Source organism: Streptomyces sp. bgisy100 (assembly GCF_057709105.1).
This window is the reverse complement of the sequence record NZ_JBYITE010000010.1, coordinates 53,730-76,722: the sequence shown is the minus strand read 5'-3', so window position 1 is coordinate 76,722 and position 22,993 is coordinate 53,730. Positions and strand designations below refer to the sequence as shown.

Annotated in this window: 20 protein-coding genes; 9 read left to right on the top strand and 11 right to left on the bottom strand. The window is 71.4% G+C overall.

The window, feature by feature from the left end; all coding sequences use genetic code 11:
• The first annotated feature begins 467 nt into the window (after positions 1-467).
• Both AC3EQ1_RS09570 and pgi read left to right on the top strand, forming a co-directional pair.
• Entirely contained in the window at positions 468-1,736 is a 1,269-nt protein-coding gene (locus tag AC3EQ1_RS09570; protein ID WP_432093953.1) for an MFS transporter, read from the top strand.
• Positions 1,737-1,791: 55 nt separating this feature from the next.
• Complete coding sequence (gene pgi, locus AC3EQ1_RS09565; protein ID WP_432093875.1) at positions 1,792-3,444, top strand: glucose-6-phosphate isomerase; 1,653 nt, start codon at positions 1,792-1,794, stop codon at positions 3,442-3,444.
• Here the strand turns inward: pgi and AC3EQ1_RS09560 are convergent.
• The 8 genes from AC3EQ1_RS09560 to tkt all read right to left on the bottom strand — a co-directional run bounded on the left by AC3EQ1_RS09560 (position 3,420) and on the right by tkt (position 12,664).
• The gene (locus AC3EQ1_RS09560; RefSeq protein WP_432093874.1) at positions 3,420-4,196 is read right to left on the bottom strand and encodes an amino acid ABC transporter ATP-binding protein; all 777 of its coding nucleotides are present in this window, start codon (positions 4,194-4,196) and stop codon (positions 3,420-3,422) included. The genes pgi and AC3EQ1_RS09560 overlap by 25 nt on opposite strands.
• A gap of 7 nt (positions 4,197-4,203) precedes the next feature.
• On the bottom strand, positions 4,204-5,004 hold the full coding sequence (locus AC3EQ1_RS09555) for an amino acid ABC transporter permease (RefSeq protein WP_432093873.1): 801 nt from the start codon (positions 5,002-5,004) through the stop codon (positions 4,204-4,206).
• Positions 5,001-5,831, bottom strand: coding sequence for an ABC transporter substrate-binding protein (locus tag AC3EQ1_RS09550; RefSeq protein ID WP_432093872.1), 831 nt, complete (start codon positions 5,829-5,831; stop codon positions 5,001-5,003). The genes AC3EQ1_RS09555 and AC3EQ1_RS09550 overlap by 4 nt, the downstream gene beginning before the upstream one ends.
• A 227-nt stretch (positions 5,832-6,058) precedes the next feature.
• Positions 6,059-6,841 (bottom strand): 6-phosphogluconolactonase, encoded by a 783-nt coding sequence (gene pgl / locus AC3EQ1_RS09545; RefSeq protein ID WP_432093871.1) that lies wholly within the window; start codon positions 6,839-6,841, stop codon positions 6,059-6,061.
• Positions 6,838-7,896 carry a glucose-6-phosphate dehydrogenase assembly protein OpcA gene (opcA, locus tag AC3EQ1_RS09540; protein WP_432093870.1) on the bottom strand — a complete coding sequence of 353 codons (1,059 nt, stop codon included), beginning with the start codon at positions 7,894-7,896 and terminating at the stop codon, positions 6,838-6,840. The genes pgl and opcA overlap by 4 nt, the downstream gene beginning before the upstream one ends.
• On the bottom strand, positions 7,893-9,431 hold the full coding sequence (gene zwf, locus AC3EQ1_RS09535) for a glucose-6-phosphate dehydrogenase (RefSeq protein ID WP_432093869.1): 1,539 nt from the start codon (positions 9,429-9,431) through the stop codon (positions 7,893-7,895). The genes opcA and zwf overlap by 4 nt, the downstream gene beginning before the upstream one ends.
• 1 nt (position 9,432) lies before the next feature.
• Positions 9,433-10,551, bottom strand: coding sequence for a transaldolase (gene tal, locus AC3EQ1_RS09530; protein WP_351507276.1), 1,119 nt, complete (start codon positions 10,549-10,551; stop codon positions 9,433-9,435).
• Positions 10,552-10,585: 34 nt separating this feature from the next.
• Positions 10,586-12,664: a transketolase gene (gene tkt, locus AC3EQ1_RS09525; protein ID WP_432093868.1), complete on the bottom strand. Its 2,079-nt coding sequence runs from the start codon at positions 12,662-12,664 to the stop codon at positions 10,586-10,588.
• Between the two features lie 435 nt (positions 12,665-13,099).
• Between tkt and AC3EQ1_RS09520 the strand changes: the two genes are divergently transcribed.
• Together AC3EQ1_RS09520 and AC3EQ1_RS09515 are read left to right on the top strand one after the other, a co-directional pair.
• A complete protein-coding gene (locus tag AC3EQ1_RS09520; RefSeq protein WP_432093867.1) occupies positions 13,100-14,062 on the top strand; it encodes a heme o synthase in 963 nt (320 codons plus the stop codon).
• Between the two features lie 180 nt (positions 14,063-14,242).
• On the top strand, positions 14,243-14,593 hold the full coding sequence (locus tag AC3EQ1_RS09515) for a hypothetical protein (RefSeq protein ID WP_432093866.1): 351 nt from the start codon (positions 14,243-14,245) through the stop codon (positions 14,591-14,593).
• Positions 14,594-14,987: 394 nt separating this feature from the next.
• Here AC3EQ1_RS09515 and AC3EQ1_RS09510 read toward each other — a convergent pair whose 3' ends face one another.
• The 3 genes from AC3EQ1_RS09510 to AC3EQ1_RS09500 all read right to left on the bottom strand — a co-directional run bounded on the left by AC3EQ1_RS09510 (position 14,988) and on the right by AC3EQ1_RS09500 (position 18,064).
• Positions 14,988-15,971 carry a COX15/CtaA family protein gene (locus AC3EQ1_RS09510; protein ID WP_432093865.1) on the bottom strand — a complete coding sequence of 328 codons (984 nt, stop codon included), beginning with the start codon at positions 15,969-15,971 and terminating at the stop codon, positions 14,988-14,990.
• A 253-nt stretch (positions 15,972-16,224) separates the two neighbouring features.
• Positions 16,225-16,995 carry an ABC transporter permease gene (locus tag AC3EQ1_RS09505; RefSeq protein ID WP_432093864.1) on the bottom strand — a complete coding sequence of 257 codons (771 nt, stop codon included), beginning with the start codon at positions 16,993-16,995 and terminating at the stop codon, positions 16,225-16,227.
• Positions 16,996-17,083: 88 nt separating this feature from the next.
• A complete protein-coding gene (locus AC3EQ1_RS09500; protein ID WP_432093863.1) occupies positions 17,084-18,064 on the bottom strand; it encodes an ABC transporter ATP-binding protein in 981 nt (326 codons plus the stop codon).
• A 194-nt stretch (positions 18,065-18,258) separates the two neighbouring features.
• Between AC3EQ1_RS09500 and AC3EQ1_RS09495 the strand changes: the two genes are divergently transcribed.
• The 5 genes from AC3EQ1_RS09495 to sufC all read left to right on the top strand — a co-directional run bounded on the left by AC3EQ1_RS09495 (position 18,259) and on the right by sufC (position 22,946).
• The gene (locus tag AC3EQ1_RS09495) at positions 18,259-19,059 is read left to right on the top strand and encodes a helix-turn-helix transcriptional regulator (RefSeq protein WP_432093862.1); all 801 of its coding nucleotides are present in this window, start codon (positions 18,259-18,261) and stop codon (positions 19,057-19,059) included.
• A complete protein-coding gene (gene sufB / locus AC3EQ1_RS09490) occupies positions 19,056-20,477 on the top strand; it encodes a Fe-S cluster assembly protein SufB (RefSeq protein ID WP_432093861.1) in 1,422 nt (473 codons plus the stop codon). The genes AC3EQ1_RS09495 and sufB overlap by 4 nt, the downstream gene beginning before the upstream one ends.
• 189 nt (positions 20,478-20,666) lie before the next feature.
• Positions 20,667-21,851, top strand: coding sequence for a Fe-S cluster assembly protein SufD (gene sufD / locus AC3EQ1_RS09485; RefSeq protein WP_432093860.1), 1,185 nt, complete (start codon positions 20,667-20,669; stop codon positions 21,849-21,851).
• Positions 21,848-22,171: a bifunctional 3-phenylpropionate/cinnamic acid dioxygenase ferredoxin subunit gene (locus AC3EQ1_RS09480; protein ID WP_432093859.1), complete on the top strand. Its 324-nt coding sequence runs from the start codon at positions 21,848-21,850 to the stop codon at positions 22,169-22,171. The genes sufD and AC3EQ1_RS09480 overlap by 4 nt, the downstream gene beginning before the upstream one ends.
• 7 nt (positions 22,172-22,178) lie before the next feature.
• The gene (sufC, locus tag AC3EQ1_RS09475) at positions 22,179-22,946 is read left to right on the top strand and encodes a Fe-S cluster assembly ATPase SufC (RefSeq protein WP_432093858.1); all 768 of its coding nucleotides are present in this window, start codon (positions 22,179-22,181) and stop codon (positions 22,944-22,946) included.
• The last annotated feature ends 47 nt before the right edge of the window (positions 22,947-22,993 follow it).

Sequence of the window (22,993 nt, the reverse complement as noted above, 5' to 3'; positions counted from 1 at the left end):
CAGCGGCCCGGTTCACCGGTACATCCCCGGTGCACCGGGCCGTTGGCGTTCCGGGCCGGGGCAAGTTGGCCCGGGGGCGTTGTCAGTGGCTGTCCCTAGGGTGACGAACACCAGGGAACGGTGCGGAGGGGTGAGTCATGGCGGTGGCGGGTGTCGGTGCCGGTGGCACGGGTGGAGGCGAGGCGCGGGAAGAGCACCCGGCGGAACCACAATCCGCGCAACCACAACCCGCGCATCCACAAACCGCGCAACCGCACCCGGCGGAACCGCAGCGGCGAGCAGCGCCGCGGGTGGAGCCCTTACCGGGGACGGGGGCCCGTCCAGGGGCGTCGACCGAGCGGGCAGCGGCTGAGCCGACAGTGGCTGAGCCGACAGTGGCCCCCGAGTACGAAGGGGCACACGAGGCGCAAGAGGCAGGCGCCACACAGGTGGCGGGTGAGACGAGGGTGGTGGCCGGACCTGGGCAGGTGCCGGTCGCCGCGCCGGGTGAAGGAGCGCAGTCCGTACCGGAATCCGTGGTGCCCGCCTGGCGGGGCGGGTTCGGGCGGCTGTGGACCGCGGCGGTGGTCTCCCGGTTCGGGGACGCCCTGCGCGGTGCGGCGCTGCCCCTGCTCGCCTACGGCCTCACCGACTCGCCGCTGCTCATCTCCCTGGTCACCGCCGCCGGACTCGCGCCCTGGCTGCTCTTCGGGCTGCTCGGCGGCGCCGTCGCGGACCGGGTGGACCAGCGCCGGGCCATGTGGGCGGTGGACACGGTGCGCGCCCTGCTCATGGCGGCCTTCGCCGTCCTGGTCGCGACCGGCCACGCGAGTATCGCCCTGCTGATCGTCCTGGCCTTCGCCCTCACCGCACTCCAGACCCTCTTCGACAACGCGGCGACCGCCCTGCTGCCGTCCGTGGTGCCGCGGGCGGCGCTGGGCAGGGCGAACGCCCGGCTGATGACCGGGCAGGAGGCGGCGCACCGGTTCGTGGGCGCTCCGCTGGTGCCGGTGCTGCTGGGGCTGGGCCTGGCCGCGCCCTACGCCGTGGACGCGGCCAGCTATCTGCTCGCCGCCGCGCTGGTGGCGTCGGTGCGGACCGCGGCGCCGGAGCGGGACCCGCGGCCGCCGGGGGCGACGCTCCGGCGGGACATCGCCGAGGGACTGCGGGCCCTGTGGCGGCATCCGGTGCTGCGGTCCCTGTGCCTGTCCACCGCCGTGTGCAACATCGCCATCGGCGCGCTCATCGGCACCCTGGTGCTGCTGGTGAAGGGCCGGCTGGGCGCCGGGGACACCGGATACGCCCTGGTGATCACGGTGTACGGCGTCGGGACCGTCGTCGGCGGGCTGCTGGCGTCCCGGATCACCGACCGGCTGGGGCGGACCCGGGTCCTGCTGGCCGGCGGACTCGTGCAGACCGGCTGTCTGCTGGCGCTGGGCACCCTGCCCGGCCTTCCCGCCGCCGCTGTCGCCCTGGGGATCTTCGGCTTCGTGGGGATGGTCTGGAATGTCACCGAGGTGACGATGATGCAGCAGAGCACACCGCCCGAGCTGCTCGGCCGGGTCGGCGCGGCGTTCCGTACCGCGTCGGTCGCGGGCGCCCCGGCCGGCGCGGTCCTCGGCGGAGCGGTGGCCGGTGCCTGGGGGCTCAACACGCCCATGCTGCTGGCCGCCGGCCTGTTCCTGGCCGGTGTCGCCGCGCTGATACCCGCGCTTGGCCGCGAGGACAGCCGGGGGACACCTCGTACCCGGGCCTGATCAATTAAGTTGGACCCGCAGCGGGGCAGGTACGAGAGAAGTGGTGAAGGCGCAGATGAACGCAGAAGGCCGTACCGGGCTCGACCGGTTGCCGGAGTGGGTCGCGTTGGGCAAGCACCGGGAGCAGCTCGGGGAGGTGCAGCTGCGCGAGCTGTTCGCGGGTGACCCCGACCGCGGCGAGCGGTACTCCCTTCAGGTGGGTGATCTGCACCTGGACTACTCCAAGCACCTGGTCACCGACCAGACCCTCCGGCTGCTGCGGGAACTGGCGGCGGCGACCGGCGTGGCGGAGCTGCGGGACGCGATGTTCCGCGGCGAGAAGATCAATGTCACCGAGGACCGCGCCGTGCTGCACACCGCGCTGCGTGCCCCGCGGGACGCGGTGATCACGGTGGACGGCGAGAACGTCGTTCCCCGGGTGCACGCCGTGCTCGACAAGATGGCGGGCTTCGCCGAATCGGTCCGCTCGGGCAAGTGGGTCGGCTCCACCGGCCGGCGGATCCGGAACGTCGTCAACATCGGCATCGGCGGCTCGGACCTGGGCCCGGCCATGGCGTACGAGGCGCTGCGCGCGTACACCGACCGCTCGCTGACGTTCCGTTTCGTCTCCAATGTGGACGGCGCCGACCTGCACGAGGCGATCCGGGACCTGGACCCGGCCGAGACGCTGTTCATCGTCGCCTCGAAGACGTTCACCACCATCGAGACGGTCACCAACGCCCGGTCCGCCCGGAGCTGGCTGCTGGACGGGCTCGGCGGGGACGAGGCCGCGGTGCCGTTCCACTTCGTGGCGCTCTCCACGAACGGGGAGGAGGTGGCGAAGTTCGGCATCGACACCGAGAACATGTTCGAGTTCTGGGACTGGGTCGGCGGCCGCTACTCCTTCGACTCGGCCATCGGCCTCTCCCTGATGATCGCCATCGGCCCGGCCCGCTTCCGCGAGATGCTGGACGGCTTCCACCTCGTCGACGAGCACTTCCGCACCGCGCCGCCGGAGGCCAACGCCCCGCTGCTGCTCGGCCTGCTGGGCATCTGGTACGACGACTTCCACGACGCCCAGTCGCACGCCGTGCTGCCGTACAGCCACTACCTCGCCAAGTTCACCGCCTACCTCCAGCAGCTGGACATGGAGTCCAACGGCAAGTCGGTGGACCGCGAGGGCCACCCGGTGCGGGTGCAGACCGGGCCGATCGTCTGGGGCACCCCCGGCACCAACGGCCAGCACGCCTACTACCAGCTGCTGCACCAGGGCACCAAGCTCGTCCCGGCCGACTTCATCGGCTTCGCGCGGCCCGTCGAGGAGCTGGGCCCGGAACTGGCCGCCCAGCACGATCTGCTGATGGCCAACCTGTTCGCCCAGGGGCAGGCGCTGGCCTTCGGGAAGACGGCCGAGGAGGTCGTGGCGGAGGGCGTGGCGCCGGAGCAGGTGCCGCACCGCACCTTCCACGGCAACCGCCCGAGCACCACGATCCTCGCCACCGAGCTCAGCCCCTCGGTGCTGGGCCAGCTCATCGCGCTCTACGAGCACAAGGTGTTCGTCCAGGGCGCGGTCTGGAACATCAACTCCTTCGACCAGTGGGGCGTGGAGCTGGGCAAGGCCCTGGCCAAGCGGATCGAGCCGGTCCTCACCGAGGGCACCGGCGGCGCGGGCCTGGACAGCTCCACCGCCGCCCTGGCCGCCCGCTACCGTTCGCTGCGCGGCCGCTGAGGCTCGGTGACCCGGGCCAGGAAGGCCCGGGTCCGCTGGTGGCCCGGACGGGTCAGAACCTCGTCCGGGCCGCCTTCCTCCACCACGTTCCCGTCGTCCATGAAGACGACCCGGTCGGCGACCTCGCGGGCGAAGCCCATCTCGTGCGTGACGACCATCATCGTCATGCCCTCGTCGGCCAGGGTGCGCATCACCGCCAGCACATCGCCCACCAGTTCGGGGTCGAGCGCGCTGGTCGGCTCGTCGAAGAGCATCAGCTCCGGGCCCATCGACAGCGCCCGGGCGATGGCCACCCGCTGCTGCTGGCCGCCCGACAGCCGCCCCGGGTAGCTGTCCTCCTTGTCGGTCAGGCCGACCTTCGCGAGGTTCTCCCGCGCGACCTCCGCGGCCTCCTCCTTGCCCCGGCCCAGCACCCGCCGCTGCGCGATGGTGAGGTTCTCCAGGACGGACAGGTGCGGGAAGAGGTTGAACGACTGGAAGACCATCCCGACCCGGCGGCGCACCCGGTCGATGTCCACCTCCGGATCGGTGATGTCGACCCCGCCGACCAGCACCTTCCCGGCGGTCGGCTGCTCCAGCAGATTCGCGCAGCGCAGCAGCGTGGACTTCCCGGACCCCGACGGCCCGATGACGCACACCACCTCGCCGTACCCGATCCGGAAGTCGATGCCGCGCAGCACCTCCAGCTCGCCGAAGGACTTGTGCAGCCCCTGGATCTCGATCGCCGCCGGCCGCGTCGTTTCCGTGCTCATACCGTTCTCACCGCGCCTTCGCATGCCGGGACTCCAGCCGCCGCACCAGCAGGCCGAGGGGGATCGTCACGAGCAGGTAGCACAGCCCCGCGACGAAGATGGGGGTGGTGTTGGCCTCCTGGCTGGCCAGGTCCCGCCCGAACTTGGTGAGTTCGCGCTGCTCCAGGGTGACCCCGAGGAACAGCACCAGCGAGGAGTCCTTGAAGAGCAGCACCAGCTCATTGGTCAGCGGCGGCACGATGATGCGGAACGCCTGCGGGATCACGATCGACCGCATCGCCGTCGCATGCGACATGCCGAGCGTCCGCGCAGCTTCGAGCTGGCCGCGCGGCACGGCCTGGATCCCGGCCCGGATGGTCTCCGCCATGTACGCGGCCGACACCAGCCCCAGGGCGCACGCCACCTGCCCGTAGGTGCCGCCGGGGAAGACCAGACCGGGGAAGGCCAACGGCACCCCGACCCCGACGAAGATGAAGATCAACAGGGCGGGCAGCCCGCGGAAGAACTCGATGTACGCCATCGCCAGCCAGCGGTACGGGCCCACCGAGGACAGCCGCATCAGCGCGACGACCAGCCCCAGCACCAGCCCCACGGCGAAGCCGGAGAGGGTGTAGACGATGGTGTTGAACAGCGCGACCGTGATCAGATCGGGGAACAGCTGCTGCGCCACGGACACATCGAGGAACTGCTCCCGCAGCCGCTCCCAGTCCGCGAACGCCGCGAGCAGCAGCACCGCGACGGCGAACACCGCGTACTGCGCGCCGCGGGCCAGCCGCTGCCTGCGGCGAGGTGTCAGGGCGGTGCTCACCGGGCGTCCTCCGGCAGCGGGCCGATCCACTTCTCGTGGAGCTTCCGGTACGTGCCGTCCTTCCGTGCCTTCGCGATCGCGGCGTCGATCTTCTTCTTCAGCTGCGGATTGCCGCCCTTCTTCACCGCGAAGCCGTACTGCTCACCGGTGTCCAGATTGCCCACGAGCTCGAACTTCGCCGCGGTACGGGAGTCCTTCAGCCAGCTCTGCACCACCGGGAAGTCCTGGACGATCACATCGACCTGGCCGGTGCGCAGCCCGTTCAGCTCGGCGTCGGAGGACTCGAAGGACCGCGAGTCGACCCCCGCCTTGCGGGCGAAGTCCTCTCCGGTCGTCGAGGACTGCGACCCCAGCTTCAGCTTCTTCGCCTTCACGTCCTTCAGCGAGTTCACCTCGAGACCCTTGCGGGCCAGCAGCGCCTGCGTGGCGTCGAAGTAGGGGGCGGAGAAGTCGAGGTTCTGCTTCCGCTCGTCCGTGATCGTCATGCCCGCGGCGGCGACATCGCAGGTGTTCGCGTTGAGATCGGCGCCGGTCTTGATGGTCTCGAACGACTTGTCCACCACGACCTGCTTCACGCCGAGTTCCTCGGCGACCAGGTCGATCATGGCCACATCGAAGCCGACGACCTTGCCGCCCTTCTCGAACTGGAACGGCGGGTACGGCAGGTGGGTACAGGTCGTCAGCTGCCCGGCCTTGGCCAGATGCACCCCCTTCACCGTGGTGCCGCCGGAGCCCCCGGAGCCGCATCCGGTCAGGAGCAGAGCGCTGCAGGCGGCCATCGGCAACAGGACGGAGCGGCGGCGTATCGAACGGGCGGGCAGAGTCATCGGCACCCCAGGGTTACGGCGGGCAGTGGTCGCACAGCCTGTCGTACGGGGAACGCCAGTGTCCAGGGTCCGTGGGTCGAAAAAGCCCCGTGACCTCGGGATTCACGGGGCTTCACAGTGCTGCAACGCTGCCGCAACACAACCGGAGCAGGACAGTCCGGATCCGGAAAGGGCAGGGCCCCGGTGCCGTGTCGAGAACACGGCACCGGGGCCCGGATGCAGGACCGTCAGGGTGAGGCCGGCGGATACAGCCCGCGCGGCAGGTTCGCCGCCGCGGCCGCGTCGAGCAGCCACAAGGTGCGGCTCCGTCCGCGCGCCCCCGCGGCGGGAGCCTGTACCTCACCGGCGCCCGACAAGGCGATGGCCGCGGCCCTCGCCTTGTCCTCACCGGCGGCGAGCAGCCACACCTCACGCGCCGCGCGGATGGCGGGCAGCGTCAGCGAGATCCGGGTCGGCGGCGGCTTGGGCGCGCCCCGCACCCCGACGACCGTGCGCTCGGTCTCCCGGACGCCCGGCATCTCCGGGAAGAGCGACGCCACATGGGTGTCCGGGCCGACCCCCAGCAGCAGCACGTCGAACGACGGCACCGACGCGTGGTTCTCCGGCCGCGCCGCGCCCGCGAGTTCGGCCGCGTACGCCTCCGCCGCCGCCTCCACGTGGTCGCCGTGCGGGCCGTCCGAGGCGGGCATCGAGTGCACCCGCTCCGGAGCCACCGGCACCGCGTCCAGCAGCGCCTCCCGGGCCTGGGTGTCGTTCCGGTCCGGGTGCCCCGCGGGCAGGAAGCGCTCGTCGCCCCACCACAGGTCCAGCCGCGACCAGTCCACCGCGTCCCGGGCCGGGGACGCGGCGAGCGCGGCCAGCAGGCCGTTGCCGTTGCGCCCGCCGGTGAGCACCACCGACGCCGAGCCGCGGGCGGCCTGGGCGTCCACGATCCGGGTGAGCAGCCGGGCCGCCGCGGCCTGCGCCATCAGCTCCTTGTCCCGGTGGACGACGATCTGCGGAGCGTTCACTTGCCGGCCTTCCTCGCCGCGGTCCGCTTCGCCGGGGCGGCCGGCGCCTTCTGCTCCGCGTGCGCCCCGGTACCGTCGTCCGATCCGGGCCCGGCGGGAGCGGCACCGGTCTGACCGGCGGCGATGACACTCTTGCCCTGCTTGGTCGCCCCGAACTTGACGGTGGCCGCATAGCTCTCGTCCGGGTCGAGCCGGCGCAGCTCCTCAGCGATCAGCTCGCTGACCTCCCGCCGCTTCAGCGCCACATGCCGGTCCGGCTGACCGGGCATGGCCAGCTCGGCCAGCGAACCGTTGGCCCGGTCCAGGCAGATCGTGCCGTCGGCCGTCTCCAGGCGCACCGCGGTCAGCCCGGGCCCGTCGGAGATCTTGCGGTCCACCGGAACGCCGAGCCGGTCGGCGAGCCACAGCGCGAGCAGTTCACTGCTCGGGTTGTACGCCTCGCCCTCGACCACGGCGGACTTGATCGCCGAGTGCCGCTGGTCCAGCGCGGCCGCGAGCACACTGCGCCAGCCGGTGATCCGGGTCCACGCCAGGTCGGTGTCGCCGGGGGCGTACGCCTTGGCGCGCTGCTCGAGCGTCGCGACCGGGTCCTCGGTGGCCGCGGCGTCGGTGACCCGGCGCGCCGCGAGCTGCCCGATCGGGTCCCCGCCAGGGTCCTCCGGACCGTCCTCCGGCCACCACACGACCACCGGGGCGTCCGGCAGCAGCAGCGGCAGGACCACGGAGTGGGCGTGGTTGGCGAGTTCACCGTGCAGCCGCAGCAGCACGGTCTCCCCGATGCCGGTCTCGCCGCCGACCCGGACCTCGGCGTCCAGCCGGGCCATCTTGCGGTCCCGGGGCGAGCGCCCCGGGCGCTTGATGACCACCAGGATCCGGGACGGGTGCTCCTTGGAGGCCGTGCTCGCCGCCCGCAGCGCGTCGTAGTGGTTGCCCTCGTCGGTGACGATCACCAGGGTGAGCACCATGCCGACGGCCGGGGTGCCGGTCGCCCGGCGGGCCGTGACCAGCGCGTTGTTGATCTGGCTGGACGTGGTGTCGGTGAGTTCGGTCCTCATGGCCGGCGCCAGCTCCGTCCGTCTCGTGCGAGCATCTCGTCCGCGGCCTTCGGTCCCCAGGTGCCCGAGGTGTACTGCTCGGGCTTCCCGTGCTTGTCCCAGTGCGCCTCGATCGGGTCGAGGATGCGCCAGGACTCCTCCACCTCCTGGTGGCGGGGGAAGAGGTTGGCGTCGCCCAGCAGCACGTCGAGCAGCAGCCGCTCGTACGCCTCGGGGCTGGACTCGGTGAAGGACTCGCCGTACGCGAAGTCCATCGTCACGTCCCGGATCTCCATCTGGGTGCCGGGCACCTTCGACCCGAACCGGATGGTCACGCCCTCGTCCGGCTGCACCCGGATGACCAGGGCGTTCTGGCCCAGCTCCTGGGTGTCGGTGGTGTCGAACGGGGAGTGCGGGGCGCGCTGGAAGACCACCGCGATCTCGGTGACCCGCCGTCCGAGCCGCTTGCCGGTGCGCAGGTAGAAGGGGACGCCCGCCCAGCGGCGGTTGTCGATCTCCAGCTTGATCGCGGCATAGGTGTCGGTGCGCGAGTCCGGCGGAATGCCGTCCTCCTCGAGGTAGCCGGGCACCTCCACACCGCCCTGCCAGCCGCGGGCGTACTGGCCGCGCACGGTGTGCTTGCCCAGCTCCCGGGGCAGCTTGACGCCGCGCAGGACCTTCAGCTTCTCGGTCACCAGCGCCTTGGCGTCGAAGGAGGAGGGCTCCTCCATCGCGGTCAGCGCGAGCAGTTGCAGCAGGTGGTTCTGGATGACGTCGCGGGCGGCGCCGATGCCGTCGTAATAGCCGGCCCGGCCGCCGATCCCGATGTCCTCCGCCATCGTGATCTGCACATGGTCCACGTAGCTGCGGTTCCAGAGCGGCTCGAACATCGTGTTGGCGAAGCGCAGCGCCATGATGTTCTGGACCGTCTCCTTGCCCAGGTAGTGGTCGATCCGGAAGACGTCGGACGGCCGGAACACCTGGTGGACGATGTTGTTGAGCTCCTGCGCACTGTGCAGGTCGTGCCCGAACGGCTTCTCGATGACGGCGCGCCGCCACGAGTCACCCGCACCCTCCGACAGCCCGTGCTTCTTCAGCTGCTCGACCACGGTGGGGAAGAACTTCGGCGGGACCGACAGGTAGAAGGCGAAGTTGCCGCCGGTACCGCGTGCCTTGTCCAGGTCCTCTATGGTCGTCTTCAGCGTGGCGAACGCTTCGTCGTCGGAGAATTCGCCGGGTACGAAACGGAAGCCCTCGGCCAGCTGCTGCCAGACCTCCTCGCGGAACGGCGTCCGCGCGTGCTCCTTCACCGCGTCGTGCACGACCTGCGCGAAGTCCTCGTGCGCCCAGTCGCGGCGGGCGAACCCGACCAGCGAGAAGCCCGGCGGCAGCAGCCCCCGGTTGGCCAGGTCGTAGACGGCCGGCATCAGCTTCTTGCGGGACAGGTCGCCCGTGACGCCGAAGATGACCAGGCCCGACGGCCCCGCGATGCGCGGCAGCCGTCGGTCCCGAGGGTCACGCAGCGGATTGACGCCGCCTGCGGACGAAGAGGTCAACTCACGCCTCCGGAGGGGCGAGGCGCTTCAGCTCCGCCTCGGTGGACTTGAGCAGGTCGTTCCAGGACACCTCGAACTTGTCGACGCCCTCGTCCTCGAGGAGCTGCACGACCTCGTCGTAGGAGATGCCGACGCCCGCCAGCGCGTCGAGGTCGGCGCGGGCCTGCTCGTAGCCGCCGCGCACCGTGTCGCCACGGATCTCGCCGTGCTCGGCGGACGCCTCGAGGGTGGCCTCCGGCATGGTGTTCACCGTGCCCGGGGCGACCAGCTCGTCGACGTACAGGGTGTCCTTGTACGCGGGGTCCTTGACGCCGGTGGAGGCCCAGAGCGGGCGCTGCCGGTTGGCGCCGGCCTTCTCCAGGGCCGCCCAGCGGTCCGAGCCGAAGACCTCCTCGTACGCCTGGTACGCGAGCCGGGCGTTGGCGAGGGCGGCCTTGCCGCGCAGCGCCTTGGCCTCGGGGGTGCCCAGGGCATCCAGCCGCTTGTCGATCTCGGTGTCCACCCGGGACACGAAGAACGACGCCACCGACTCGATCTCCGACAGGTCCAGGCCGGCCGCCTTGGCCTTCTCCAGACCGGAGAGGTAGGCGTCCATGACCGCGCGGTAGCGCTCCAGCGAGAAGATCAGCGTGACGTTGACGCTGATGCCCTTGCCGATGACCTCGGTGATCGCCGGGAGCCCCGCCCGGGTGGCCGGGATCTTGATGAAGGTGTTCGGGCGGTCGACCAGCCAGGCGAGCTGCTTGGCCTCGGCGACCGTGGCCCGGGTGTTGTGCGCCAGGCGCGGGTCCACCTCGATGGAGACCCGGCCGTCCCGGCCGTCGGTCGCGTCGAAGACCGGGCGCAGCACGTCGGCGGCGTCCCGGACGTCCGCCGTCGTGATCATGCGGACGGCCTCCTCGACGGTCACCCGGCGGGCGGCGAGGTCGGCGAGCTGCTGCTCGTAGCCGTCGCCGCCGGAGATCGCCTTCTGGAAGATCGACGGGTTGGTGGTGACCCCCACCACGTGCTGCTGGTCGATCAGCTCGGCGAGGTTGCCGGACGTGATGCGCCGGCGGGACAGGTCGTCCAGCCAGATCGCCACGCCTTCGTCGGAGAGGCGCTTGAGTGCGTCTGCCATGAGAGTTGCATCTCCTACTAGTCGTCTGGGGGCGTCAGCGACCGGCGGCGGCGAGAGATTCCCGCGCGGCGGTCTCGACGGCGTCGGCGGTGATGCCGAACTCGCGGAACAGCACCTTGTAGTCGGCGCTCGCACCGAAGTGCTCCAGCGAGACGATCCGGCCGGCCTCGCCGACGTACCGGTGCCAGGTGAGGCCGATGCCGGCCTCCACCGCGACCCGGGCCGTCACGGACGGCGGGAGCACGCTCTCGCGGTACCCGCGGTCCTGCTCCTCGAACCACTCGACGGACGGCATCGAGACGACCCGGGTGGGAACCCCGTCGGCCTGCAGCCGCTCCCGCGCCTCGACCGCCAGCTGCACCTCGGAACCGGTGCCGATCAGGATGACCTGCGGCTGTCCGCCCTCGGCCTCGAACAGGACGTAACCGCCCTTCGCGGCGTCCTCGTCGGCCTCGTACGTCGGCACGTTCTGCCGGGTGAGGGCCAGGCCGTGCGGGGCCGGCTTCGCCGTGTGCCGCCGCGTGATCTCGCGCCAGGCGATCGAGGTCTCGTTGGCGTCCGCGGGCCGGACCATGTTCAGGCCCGGGATGGCGCGCAGCGCGGCCAGGTGCTCGACCGGCTGGTGGGTCGGGCCGTCCTCGCCGAGGCCGATCGAGTCGTGCGTCCAGACGTAGGTGACCGGCAGCCGCATCAGCGCGGCCAGCCGCACCGCCGGGCGCATGTAGTCGGAGAACACCAGGAAGGTGCCGCCGTAGATGCGGGTGTTGCCGTGCAGCGCGATGCCGTTCATGGCCGAACCCATGGCGTGCTCGCGGATGCCGAAGTGGACCGTGCGGCCGTACGGGCTCGCCTCGGGCAGCGGGTTGTCCGCGGGCAGGAACGAGGACGACGCGTCGATCGTGGTGTTGTTCGACCCGGCGAGGTCGGCGGAGCCGCCCCACAGCTCGGGGAGCACGCCGCCCAGCGCCTTGAGGACCTCGCCCGAGGCCTTGCGGGTGGCGACGTCCTTGCCGGCCTCGAAGACCGGCAGCTTCTGCTCCCAGCCCTCGGGCAGCTCGCCCGACGCGATGCGGTCGAAGTCGGCGGCGCGCTGCGCGTTGGCGGTGCGCCACTCCTGGAACCTCTTGTCCCAGGCGGCACGCGCCTCACGGCCGCGGTCCTGCGCCTGCCGGACGTGGGCGAAGACGGCGTCGTCGACCTGGAAGTCGCGCTCCGGGTCGAAGCCGAGCACCTCCTTGGTCGCGGCGACCTCCGCGGCGCCCAGCGCCGAGCCGTGGGAGGCCTCGGTGTTCTGCGCGTTCGGGGCCGGCCAGGCGATGATCGTGCGGGCCGCGATGATCGAGGGGCGCTCGGTCTCGGCCTGCGCCGCCCTGAGCGCCCGGTACAGCTCCTGGACGTCGAAGTCGCCGTTGGCGGCCTGCTCGATGCGCTGCACGTGCCAGCCGTACGCCTCGTAGCGCCGCAGCACGTCCTCGGAGAGGGCGGTCGCGGTGTCGCCCTCGATCGAGATGTGATTGTCGTCGTAGAGCGCGACGATGTTGCCCAGCTTCTGGTGGCCCGCCAGCGAGCTCGCCTCCGCGGAGACGCCCTCCTCCAGGTCGCCGTCGGAGACGATCGTCCAGATGGTGTGGTCGAACGGAGAGGCCTGCGGGGCGGCGTCCGGGTCGAAGAGGCCGCGCTCGTAGCGGGCGGCCATGGCCATGCCCACCGCGTTGGCGATGCCCTGGCCCAGCGGGCCGGTGGTGGTCTCGACGCCGGTGGTGTGACCGTACTCCGGGTGGCCCGGGGTGCGGCTGTCCCAGGTGCGGAACGCCTTCAGGTCGTCCAGCTCCAGGCCGTACCCGGCCATGAAGAGCTGGATGTAGAGCGTCAGGCTGGTGTGGCCGGGGGAGAGGACGAAGCGGTCGCGGCCCGTCCACTCGGCGTCCGCCGGGTCGTGCCGCATCAGCTTCTGGAAGAGCAGGTACGCGGCGGGAGCCAGGCTCATGGCCGTGCCCGGGTGGCCGTTACCGACCTTCTGCACGGCGTCCATGGCCAGGACGCGGACGGTATCGACAGCCCGCTGGTCCAGTTCGGTCCACTCGAGGTCTGTGGTGGTCGGCTTGGTGCTCACCCTGAGTCAGGGCTCCTCTCCACATGTCGAAGCCGGTGACGTTCTGCACCGGGCGTTGCCAAGCCTATCCTCGCGGGGACGCGCCATATTTCGACTGGTCGTCGCCCGCGGACCGGCGGCCCGGCGCTACCGGATACGTGCCGAGCGGCTGCCCCGACTCAGCCGGGCGGTCACTGTTACAGACTGCCGGGCCGGGCTCCGCACCGCCTGTCGGGAACGTGGCGCGCCGTGCGGGGCGGCGAACGGCCCGGCCGTGGGAGCCCGGAGCGGGCCCGGACGGCCCGGAGCGGACACGACCCACCCCCGGGACGGGCGACGTACCCCCTACGTCTAGAGTGGCGTGGTACGCGCAAGTCATAACCGGCCTCACTGACCGGTGCTTGCTGGTCTGTGCCCCGCGGCCGGAGCCGCTGGAGCCGCTATACAGGGGTGTGCGTGACGGCCGTCGAATCCCGTCCTGCGGGCCACGTCCGAAGGACTGTGGGGGAGCGCGAGCAGAGCCCCGGCCACCGGCCGCTCGGGGCCAGGGTCATGGGTTTCGTGGCGCTGACGAAGCCACGGATCATCGAGCTGCTGCTGATCACCACCGTTCCGGTGATGTTCCTCGCCGAGCAGGGCGTGCCCGACCTGTGGCTGGTGCTCGCCACCTGCGTCGGCGGGTACCTCTCCGCCGGCGGTGCGAACGCCCTCAACATGTACATCGACCGGGACATCGACGCGCTGATGGACCGCACGTCGCAGCGTCCGCTGGTCACCGGCATGGTGTCGCCCCGTGAGTGCCTGGTGTTCGGCCTCTCGCTCGCCGTGATCTCCACCGTGTGGTTCGGCGTCCTGGTCAACTGGCTGTCCGCGGCGCTGTCACTCGCCGCACTGCTGTTCTACGTCGTCGTCTACACGATGCTCCTCAAGCGCCGGACCGCGCAGAACATCGTCTGGGGCGGCATCGCCGGCTGCATGCCGGTCTTCATCGGCTGGTCGGCCGTGACGAACTCGGTCTCCTGGGCCGCGGTCGTCCTCTTCCTCGTCATCTTCTTCTGGACGCCGCCGCACTACTGGCCGCTGTCGATGAAGGTGAAGGACGACTACGCGCGTGCGGGCGTCCCGATGCTCCCGGTGATCGCCGCCAACACCGTGGTCGCCCGCCAGATCGTGCTCTACAGCTGGGTCATGGTCGCCGTCTCGCTGACCCTGTGGCCGCTGGGGTACGTCGGCTGGTTCTACCCGCTCGTGGCGGCCGTGGCAGGCGGCTGGTGGCTCAAGGAGGCGCACGGCCTCCAGGCGCGCGCCAAGGCGGGCGTGACGGGCGCGAAGCTCAAGGAGATGCGCCTCTTCCACTGGTCCATCACCTATGTGTCCCTGCTGTTCGTGGCCATCGCCGTGGACCCGTTCCTGCGCTGAGCCCGCTCCGCGCCCCTGCTTTCCGCGCCCCGGCCTCGTCGTTGGCCGGGGCGCCGCGGTCTTTCCCGCCGTCTCCCGGCAGGGCGCGCGCCCTCACTCGGCCGGGTGATCCGGGCGCGTGGTCAAGGCCACCCGCACGGGACGTCGCCAGGTGATCTACCCGTCGGTAGCATCTATTTCATGGCAGACACCAAGCAGGCCGACGACAGCACCCCCGACGCACGGGGGGAGCGCCGCGCGGCACGACTCGCGAAGCAGATCAAGGCCTTCGCCAAGGGCCACGGCGGAAGCGTCGAGGGCCAGCTCGCCTACCTCGGCCAGAAGGGCACCCGCATCGTGCTCGTCGCCGAGGACGGCACGTGGGGCGACCTGGTTGCCCCCACCCACGCCGTCGCGCAGCAGGCGGCCGAGCGCGCGGGCATCACCCTGCACGAGTCCTTCGACGGCGACTTCGCGGCGAAGGTCCGCACCGGCCCGTACGAGTGGAGCCGGATGGCGGGCCTCCAGCTCGGCGGCCCCCGCAACGGCTGACCCCGGCCGACGGGACGGGTGACGGGTGCCCGACGGCTCCTGTCGCGCGCCCCACCAAGAGCCGGCCCCCATGGGGAGCGGGTTCTCCAGCGGGAGCGCGTTCCGCAACGGGATCGAGCGCCGCACCAGGATCGAACGCCGCACCGGGACCGCGCGCCGACCGGTGCCGGCGTCGCGGCCTCGGGCCCGGCCACCCGCCCCATGGGCCCGGAGCTCCATGCGCCCGGAGAACGACCTGCCCCCTGTCACCTCGGCGGTGACAGGGGGCAGCTGCATACAGAGCGGGCGGTGAGGGCCCCGGGAAGTGGATCGCCCGCCACGGGGCGGCTTGCCCGGACCGCGGGGCTGCCGGTTCAGACCACGGGGCGGTTTGCCCGGACCGCGGGGCGGCGGTTCAGACCCCGGCCGGGACCGCCGCGTCCTCGGTGGCCGGGCCCGGTACGCCGGCCTCCTCCTCGGTCCACGGCCGCTCCCGCAGCGCGAGCGGCACCCGCAGGACGGCGATCCACACCAGGCACGAGCCGAGCATGTGGATGCCGACGATCAGCTCGGGCAGATGCGTGAAGTACTGCACGAAGCCGACGCCGCCCTGGGCCAGCAGCACGATCAGCAGCTCCAGCGCCCGGCGGCGCACCGGCGCGGCGGCGTCCACCGCGCGCAGGGTGAACAGCAGCGCGACCGTCAGGCCCAGCAGCAGGAAGACCAGATCGACATGGAGCTGGGTGACCTGCTCCCAGTTCAGCGGGATGCGGTGCACCCGCTTCGCGTCGCCCGCGTGCGGCCCGGAGCCGGTGACGACCGTACCGACGACGATCAGCGCCGCCGCCACCCCGACGGTCAGCCAGGAGAGGACGGTCACCGGCCGCGGCGCCAGCGGACGGGCCGGCGCGTCGCCCTCGCGCGCCCGCAGCCACATCACGACGGCGACCGTGAGCAGCGCGGAGGCGGCCAGGAAGTGGGAGGCCACGATGTACGGGTTGAGGCCGGTCAGCACGGTGATCCCGCCGACCACGCCGTTCACCATCACCAGCCAGAACTGCGCCCAGCCCAGCCGGGTCAGGGAGCGCCGACGGGGCGCCCGGGCCCGCGCGGCGATGATCGCGAAGCCGATGAAGACGCAGAGCACATAGGTCAGCATGCGGTTGCCGAACTCGATGATGCCGTTGATGCCCATCTCATGGGTGGGCGTCAGGCTGTCCTTGGTGCAGGTCGGCCAGGTCGGGCAGCCCAGCCCGGACTGGGTCAGCCGCACCGCGCCGCCGGTGACGACGATGACGACGGCCATCACCACGGTGGCCAGCGCGGCCCGCTCCACCAGGCGCGCTGAGGGCTGCCAGCGGCGGGCGATCTGCTCGAGAGGATTCAACGAATTCGGCACGGAGTCATCGTAGGCGGGGGCTTGTGCACGTTTTCACGAGGGGTCCCGTCCGGAGCTTCGGTACGGGATCCGGGGCGGCGCGGGATGCCCGGCGGCGGGTTCCCTCCCCAGCCGCCCGCCGGACGGGCACCGTGGCCGGCGGAGAAGCGGGCGTGCGGTCGCCCTGACGCAGGGTGGTGGCCGCCTCGGTCCGCGGAGCCGCCGACGACCGGGCGGTGCGGGCCGCTCCGATCCGGGCCGCTCCGGCGCGGGCTCACTCCCAGCGGAAGTAGCGGGCCGCGGCGCCGAGCCCCAGCACGCCCCAGACCGCGAGAATCCCGAGATCGCCCCAGGGCACCCCGGCGCCGTGCTGGAGCACGTCCCGCAGGCCGTCCGAGAGCGCGGAGATCGGCAGCAGCTGGAGCGCGCTCTGCGCCGCCTCCGGGAACTTGCTCAGCGGCACGATCACCCCGCCCGCGACGAGCAGCAGGATGAAGACGAGGTTCGCCGCCGCCAGGGTCGCCTCGGCCTTCAGCGTGCCCGCCATGAGCAGACCGAGGCCGGAGAAGGCCGCCGTTCCCAGCAGGAGCAGCAACAGGACGGAGACCGGACTGCCGTGCGGCGACCAGCCCAGCGCGAACGCGACGGCGGTCAGCAGCGCGATCTGCAGTGTCTCGGTGACCAGTACCGAACCGGTCTTCGCGGTCATCAGTGCCCAGCGCGGCAACGGGGACGCGCCGAGCCGCTTCAGCACGCCGTAGCGGCGTTCGAAGCCCGTGGCGATGGCCTGCCCGGTGAAGGCGGTGGACATCACCGCGAGCGCCAGGACGCCCGGGGCCAGGAAGTCGACCCGCTCGCCGGACCCGGTGTCGACGATGTCGACCGCGCTGAACAGGGTGAGCAGCAGGGTCGGGATCACCACGGTCAGCAGCAGCTGCTCGCCGTTGCGCAGCAGCATCCGGGTCTCCAGCGCCGTCTGCGCGGCGATCATCCGGCCGAGCGGCGCGGCGCCGGGCCGCGGGGTGAACGTGCCGGTGGCGGTCATACGCGCGGCTCCTTGCCGGTCGGCTCCAGGCTGTGTCCGCCCGGGGAGCAACCCCCGGACCCCCGGCGGGTGCCGGTGCGGCCGTGGTTCATACGCGCAGCTCCTTGCCGGTCAGTTCCAGGAAGACGTCCTCCAGGGTGTGGCGCTCGACCGAGATCCGGTCGGGCATCACGCCGTGCTGGGCGCACCAGGAGGTGACGGTGGCCAGCAGCTGCGGGTCGATCCTGCCGGTGACGCGGTACGTGCCGGGCGTCAGCTCGGCGGCGGCGGTGTCGGCCGGGAGGGCCTTGAGCAGTGCGGCGAGATCCAGCCCGGGCCGGCCGGTGAACCGGAGGGTGTTCTCCGCGCCGCCCCGGCACAGCTCCTCGGGGCTGCCCTGGGCGGCGACCCGGCCGCCGTCGATGATCGCGACATCGTCCGAGAGCTGCTCGGCCTCGTCCATGAAGTGCGTGGTCAGGACCACCGTGACGCCGTCGGCCCGCAGCTCGCGGACCAGCTCCCAGGTGGCCCGCCGGGCCTGCGGGTCGAGTCCGGCGGTCGGCTCGTCGAGGAAGACGAGCTCCGGTCGGCCGACGACGGCCATGGCGAGGGCGAGGCGCTGCTGCTGGCCGCCCGAGAGCCGCCGGTAGGCGGTGCGGCCGCAGCCGCCCAGCCCCAGGCGTTCGATCAGCGGGTCCACGGCGAGCGGATGGGCGTGCAGCCGGGCGGTGTGGCGCAGCATCTCCTCCGCGCGGGCCCCCGGGTAGACGCCGCCGGACTGGAGCATCACCCCGATGCGGGGACGCAGCGCCGCGGCGTCCGCGACCGGGTCGAGGCCGAGGACCCGCACCGTGCCGGCGTCGGGGCGGCGGTAGCCCTCGCAGCTCTCGACGGTGGTGGTCTTCCCGGCGCCGTTGGGGCCGAGGACCGCGGTGACGGTGCCGGGCCGGACGGTCAGGTCGAGGCCGTCCACCGCGGTCTTCGTCCCGTACCGCTTCACCAGCCCGCGGACCTCGACGGCGGGGACCTCCCCGGGTGCCTCGGCCGGCGTGGGCCGGGGAATTCGGCTGGGGGAGGGCTCGCTTCGCATGCCGGAGAGTCTACGAACCGCGGCCCGGGGCCCGACTGCCAGGTCCGCAAAGAAGCCTGTGCCCACGGTCCGCCCACCGGGCCCGTCTCCGCCCTGGTCACCGGCGCATTAGGTAACCCTAAGTGATTGAGCCCACCCGGATGCGGCCGGATCGTGGGTTGTCGCCGCGCCGAGAATTACGCAACAATGACGTTGTGAAATACGCGAGTGAGGCTGCGAAGGCTGCGGCGGTCCAGGAGACCGCCGGGTCCGTCACGCCTGCTCACACCGCATCCTTCGACGACGACGGCCAGCGCAGCACCCGCAACCGCGTCGCCCGGTCGATCCTCGACCACGGCCCGTCCACGGCGGCCGAGCTCGCTCAGCGGCTCCGGCTGACCCAGGCCGCGGTCCGCCGCCACCTCGACTCGCTGGTCGCCGACAATGTCGTCGAGCCCCGCGAGCAGCGGGTCTACGGCTCGCGCGGCCGCGGCCGCCCCGCCAAGGCCTTCGCCCTCACCGACTGCGGGCGGGACGCCTTCGACCAGGCGTACGACGGCCTCGCCGCCGACGCCCTGCGCTGGATCGCGCAGACCGCCGGTGGCGGAGAGCTGGGCGACGCCGCGGTCGCCGCGTTCGCCCGCGCCCGCCTCGCCGCCCAGGCCGTCGCCTACCGCGAGGCCGTGGAAGGCGCCGACCCCGAACACCGGACCGAGGCCCTGGCCAGGGCGTTGACCGCCGACGGGTACGCTGCTACGGCGCGCAGCGCACCGGTCGGCGAGCAGCTCTGCCAGCACCACTGCCCGGTCGCCCATGTCGCCGAGCAGTTCCCGCAGCTGTGCGAGGCGGAGACCGAGGTCTTCTCCCGCCTGCTCGGTACACATGTCCAGCGACTGGCCACGATCGCTCATGGCGACGGGGTGTGCACGACCTTCGTTCCGAAGAACCGCAGCACACCGCGCACCGCGAACACGTCCACAGCATCTGCAAGCACGTCCGGGAGGAACCCCGCATGACGCTCCCCACGGAGACTGCCCACCCCGAGCTGGAGGGCCTGGGTAAGTACGAGTACGGCTGGGCCGACTCCGACGTGGCCGGCGCTTCCGCGAAGCGTGGTCTGTCGGAGGAGGTCGTCCGCGACATCTCCGCGAAGAAGTCCGAGCCGGACTGGATGCTGAAGCTGCGCCTCAAGGGCCTCAAGCTGTTCGGCAAGAAGCCCATGCCGACCTGGGGCTCCGACCTGTCGGGCATCGACTTCGACAACATCAAGTACTTCGTGCGCTCCACCGAGAAGCAGGCCGCTTCCTGGGAGGACCTGCCCGAGGACATCAAGAACACCTACGACAAGCTGGGCATCCCGGAGGCCGAGAAGCAGCGCCTCGTCGCCGGTGTCGCCGCCCAGTACGAGTCCGAGGTCGTCTACCACCAGATCCGTGAGGACCTGGAGGAGCAGGGCGTCATCTTCCTGGACACCGACACGGCGCTGAAGGAGCACCCGGAGCTCTTCAAGGAGTACTTCGGCACCGTCATCCCGGTCGGTGACAACAAGTTCGCCTCGCTGAACTCGGCGGTGTGGTCCGGCGGCTCCTTCATCTACGTGCCGAAGGGCGTGCACGTGGAGATCCCGCTCCAGGCCTACTTCCGGATCAACACCGAGAACATGGGCCAGTTCGAGCGGACGCTGATCATCGTCGACGAGGACGCCTACGTCCACTACGTCGAGGGCTGCACCGCGCCGATCTACCAGTCGGACTCGCTGCACTCCGCGGTCGTCGAGATCGTCGTGAAGAAGGGCGCCCGCTGCCGCTACACGACCATCCAGAACTGGTCGAACAACGTCTACAACCTGGTCACCAAGCGTGCCGTGGCGTACGAGGGCGCGACCATGGAGTGGGTCGACGGCAACATCGGCTCCAAGGTCACCATGAAGTACCCGGCCGTCTACCTGATGGGCGAGCACGCCAAGGGCGAGACCCTGTCCATCGCCTTCGCGGGCGAGGGCCAGCACCAGGACGCCGGCGCCAAGATGGTGCACATGGCGCCGCACACCTCCTCCAACATCGTCTCGAAGTCGGTGGCCCGGGCCGGCGGCCGGACCTCCTACCGCGGTCTGATCGAGATCGGCGAGGGCGCCGAGGGCTCCAAGTCCAACGTGCTCTGCGACGCCCTGCTCGTCGACACGGTCTCGCGCTCGGACACCTACCCGTACGTGGACGTCCGCGAGGACGACGTGTCCATGGGCCACGAGGCGACCGTGTCCAAGGTCAGTGACGACCAGCTCTTCTACCTGATGAGCCGCGGTCTGACCGAGGTCGAGGCGATGGCGATGATCGTGCGCGGCTTCGTCGAGCCGATCGCCCGCGAGCTCCCCATGGAGTACGCGCTCGAGCTCAACCGGCTGATCGAGCTGCAGATGGAGGGCGCGGTCGGCTGACGTCCGGCCGTCCGTACCCGGGCCCCGCTGCGCGGGGCCGACCCGTGAAGCGTGAGCGGACCGAAGGACGCGCCGCTTCCCGGGGCGAGGAGGACCGTGCGCGGCACGGACCGCCGAACCCCGGGATCCGGTGGGACCGACCGGAGGCGAGCGAACCCAATCAGGCAGAGAGAGAGCACGACGACAGCCATGGCTGAGGCTCAGAACATTCCGGCGGGTGCCACCACCACCGGGTCCATCGCGGTGGCCGCGGAGTCCACCGTCGCCACCCGGATGAGTGCGCCGCCGTCCTACGACGTGGCGGACTTCCCGGTCCCGCACGGCCGTGAGGAGGAGTGGCGGTTCACTCCCCTCGAGCGGCTCAAGGGCCTGCACGACGGCACCGCCGTGGCGAACGGCGGCGGCGTCAAGGTCGAGGTCAGCGCGCCCGACGGGGTGAGCGTCGAGACCGTCGGCCGGGACGACGCCCGGGTCGGCAGGGCCGGTGTCCCGGTGGACCGCGTCGCGGCCCAGGCCTACTCCTCCTTCGAGAAGGCCTCGGTCGTCTCGGTGCCCAAGGACGCCGTGCTGACCGAGCCGATCCGGATCGCCGTGCACGGCGAGGGCGGCACCGCCTTCGGCCACCAGGTGATCGAGCTCGGCGCCTTCGCCGAGGCGGTCGTCGTGATCGACCACACCGGCGACGCGGTGCTGGCCGCCAACGTCGACTACCTGCTCGGGGACGGTGCCAAGCTCACCGTCGTCTCCGTGCAGGACTGGGAAGACACCGCCGTCCACACCGCGCAGCACAACGCGCTCGTGGGCCGGGACGCCTCGTTCAAGTCGATCGTGGTGACCTTCGGCGGCGACGTCGTCCGCCTCCACCCGCGGGTGAACTACGCGGGCACCGGCGGCGAGGCCGAGCTGCTGGGCCTGTACTTCACCGACAACGGTCAGCACCAGGAGCACCGGCTCTTCGTCGACCACAACACCCCGCACTGCCGCAGCAACGCCACCTACAAGGGCGCGCTGCAGGGCCAGGACGCCCACGCGGTGTGGATCGGCGACGTCCTCATCCGGGCCGCCGCCGAGGGCACCGACACCTACGAGCTCAACCGCAACCTGGTGCTCACCGACGGTGCCCGCGTCGACTCGGTCCCCAACCTGGAGATCGAGACCGGCGAGATCGTCGGCGCCGGCCACGCCTCGGCGACCGGCCGCTTCGACGACGAGCAGCTCTTCTACCTGATGGCCCGCGGCATCCCGGCCGACGAGGCCCGCCGGCTGGTCGTCCGCGGCTTCTTCGCCGAGCTGGTTCAGCAGATCGGTCTGCCGGACGTCGAGGAGCGGCTGATCGCCAAGATCGACGCCGAGCTGGAAGCGTCCGTGGCATGAGCGAGTCCTTCGTACGCGTCTGCGCGCTGGGTGACCTCGAGGAGGACACGCCCAAGCGGGTGGAGCTCGACGGCACCCCGGTCGCCGTCGTCCGCGCCGAGGGCGAGGTGTTCGCGATCAACGACATCTGCTCGCACGCGAACGTCTCGCTGTCCGAGGGCGAGGTGGAGGACTGCCAGATCGAGTGCTGGCTGCACGGTTCGAGCTTCGACCTGCGCACCGGCAAGCCGTCCGGTCTCCCCGCGACGCGCCCCGTGCCCGTATACCCCGTAAAGATCGAAGGGGACGACGTGCTCGTCTCCGTCACCCAGGAGTCCTGAGACACCCATGGCAACGCTTGAGATCCACGACCTGCACGTCTCCGTCGAGGCCGAGAACGGGCCCCGCGAGATCCTGCGCGGCGTCGACCTGACCGTGAAGCAGGGCGAGACCCACGCCATCATGGGCCCGAACGGCTCCGGCAAGTCCACCCTGGCGTACTCCCTGGCGGGTCACCCCAAGTACACGATCACCAGCGGCACCGTGACCCTGGACGGGGAGGACGTCCTGGCGATGTCCGTCGACGAGCGCGCCCGCGCCGGCGTCTTCCTCGCGATGCAGTACCCCGTCGAGGTGCCCGGCGTCTCCGTCTCCAACTTCCTCCGCACCTCCGCGACTGCGGTCCGGGGCGAGGCCCCCAAGCTGCGCACCTGGGTGAAGGAGGTCAAGGAGGCCATGGAGCGCCTCAACATCGACCCGTCCTTCGCCGAGCGGAACGTGAACGAGGGCTTCTCCGGCGGTGAGAAGAAGCGCCACGAGATCCTCCAGCTGGAGCTGCTCAAGCCGCGGATCGCGATCCTCGACGAGACCGACTCCGGCTTGGACGTCGACGCGCTGCGCATCGTCTCCGAGGGCGTCAACCGGGTCCGCGAGGGCGGCGAGGTCGGCACCATGCTGATCACCCACTACACGCGCATCCTGCGCTACATCAAGCCCGACCGCGTCCACGTCTTCGCGAACGGCCGGATCGCCGAGTCCGGCGGCCCGGAGCTCGCGGACAAGCTGGAGAACGAGGGCTACGAGGCCTATGTGAAGGCCGGCACGACGGGTGAGTGACGCTCCCCGTCAGGAGACTGACACGCCCCGTCCCCGCCGCACCGGCG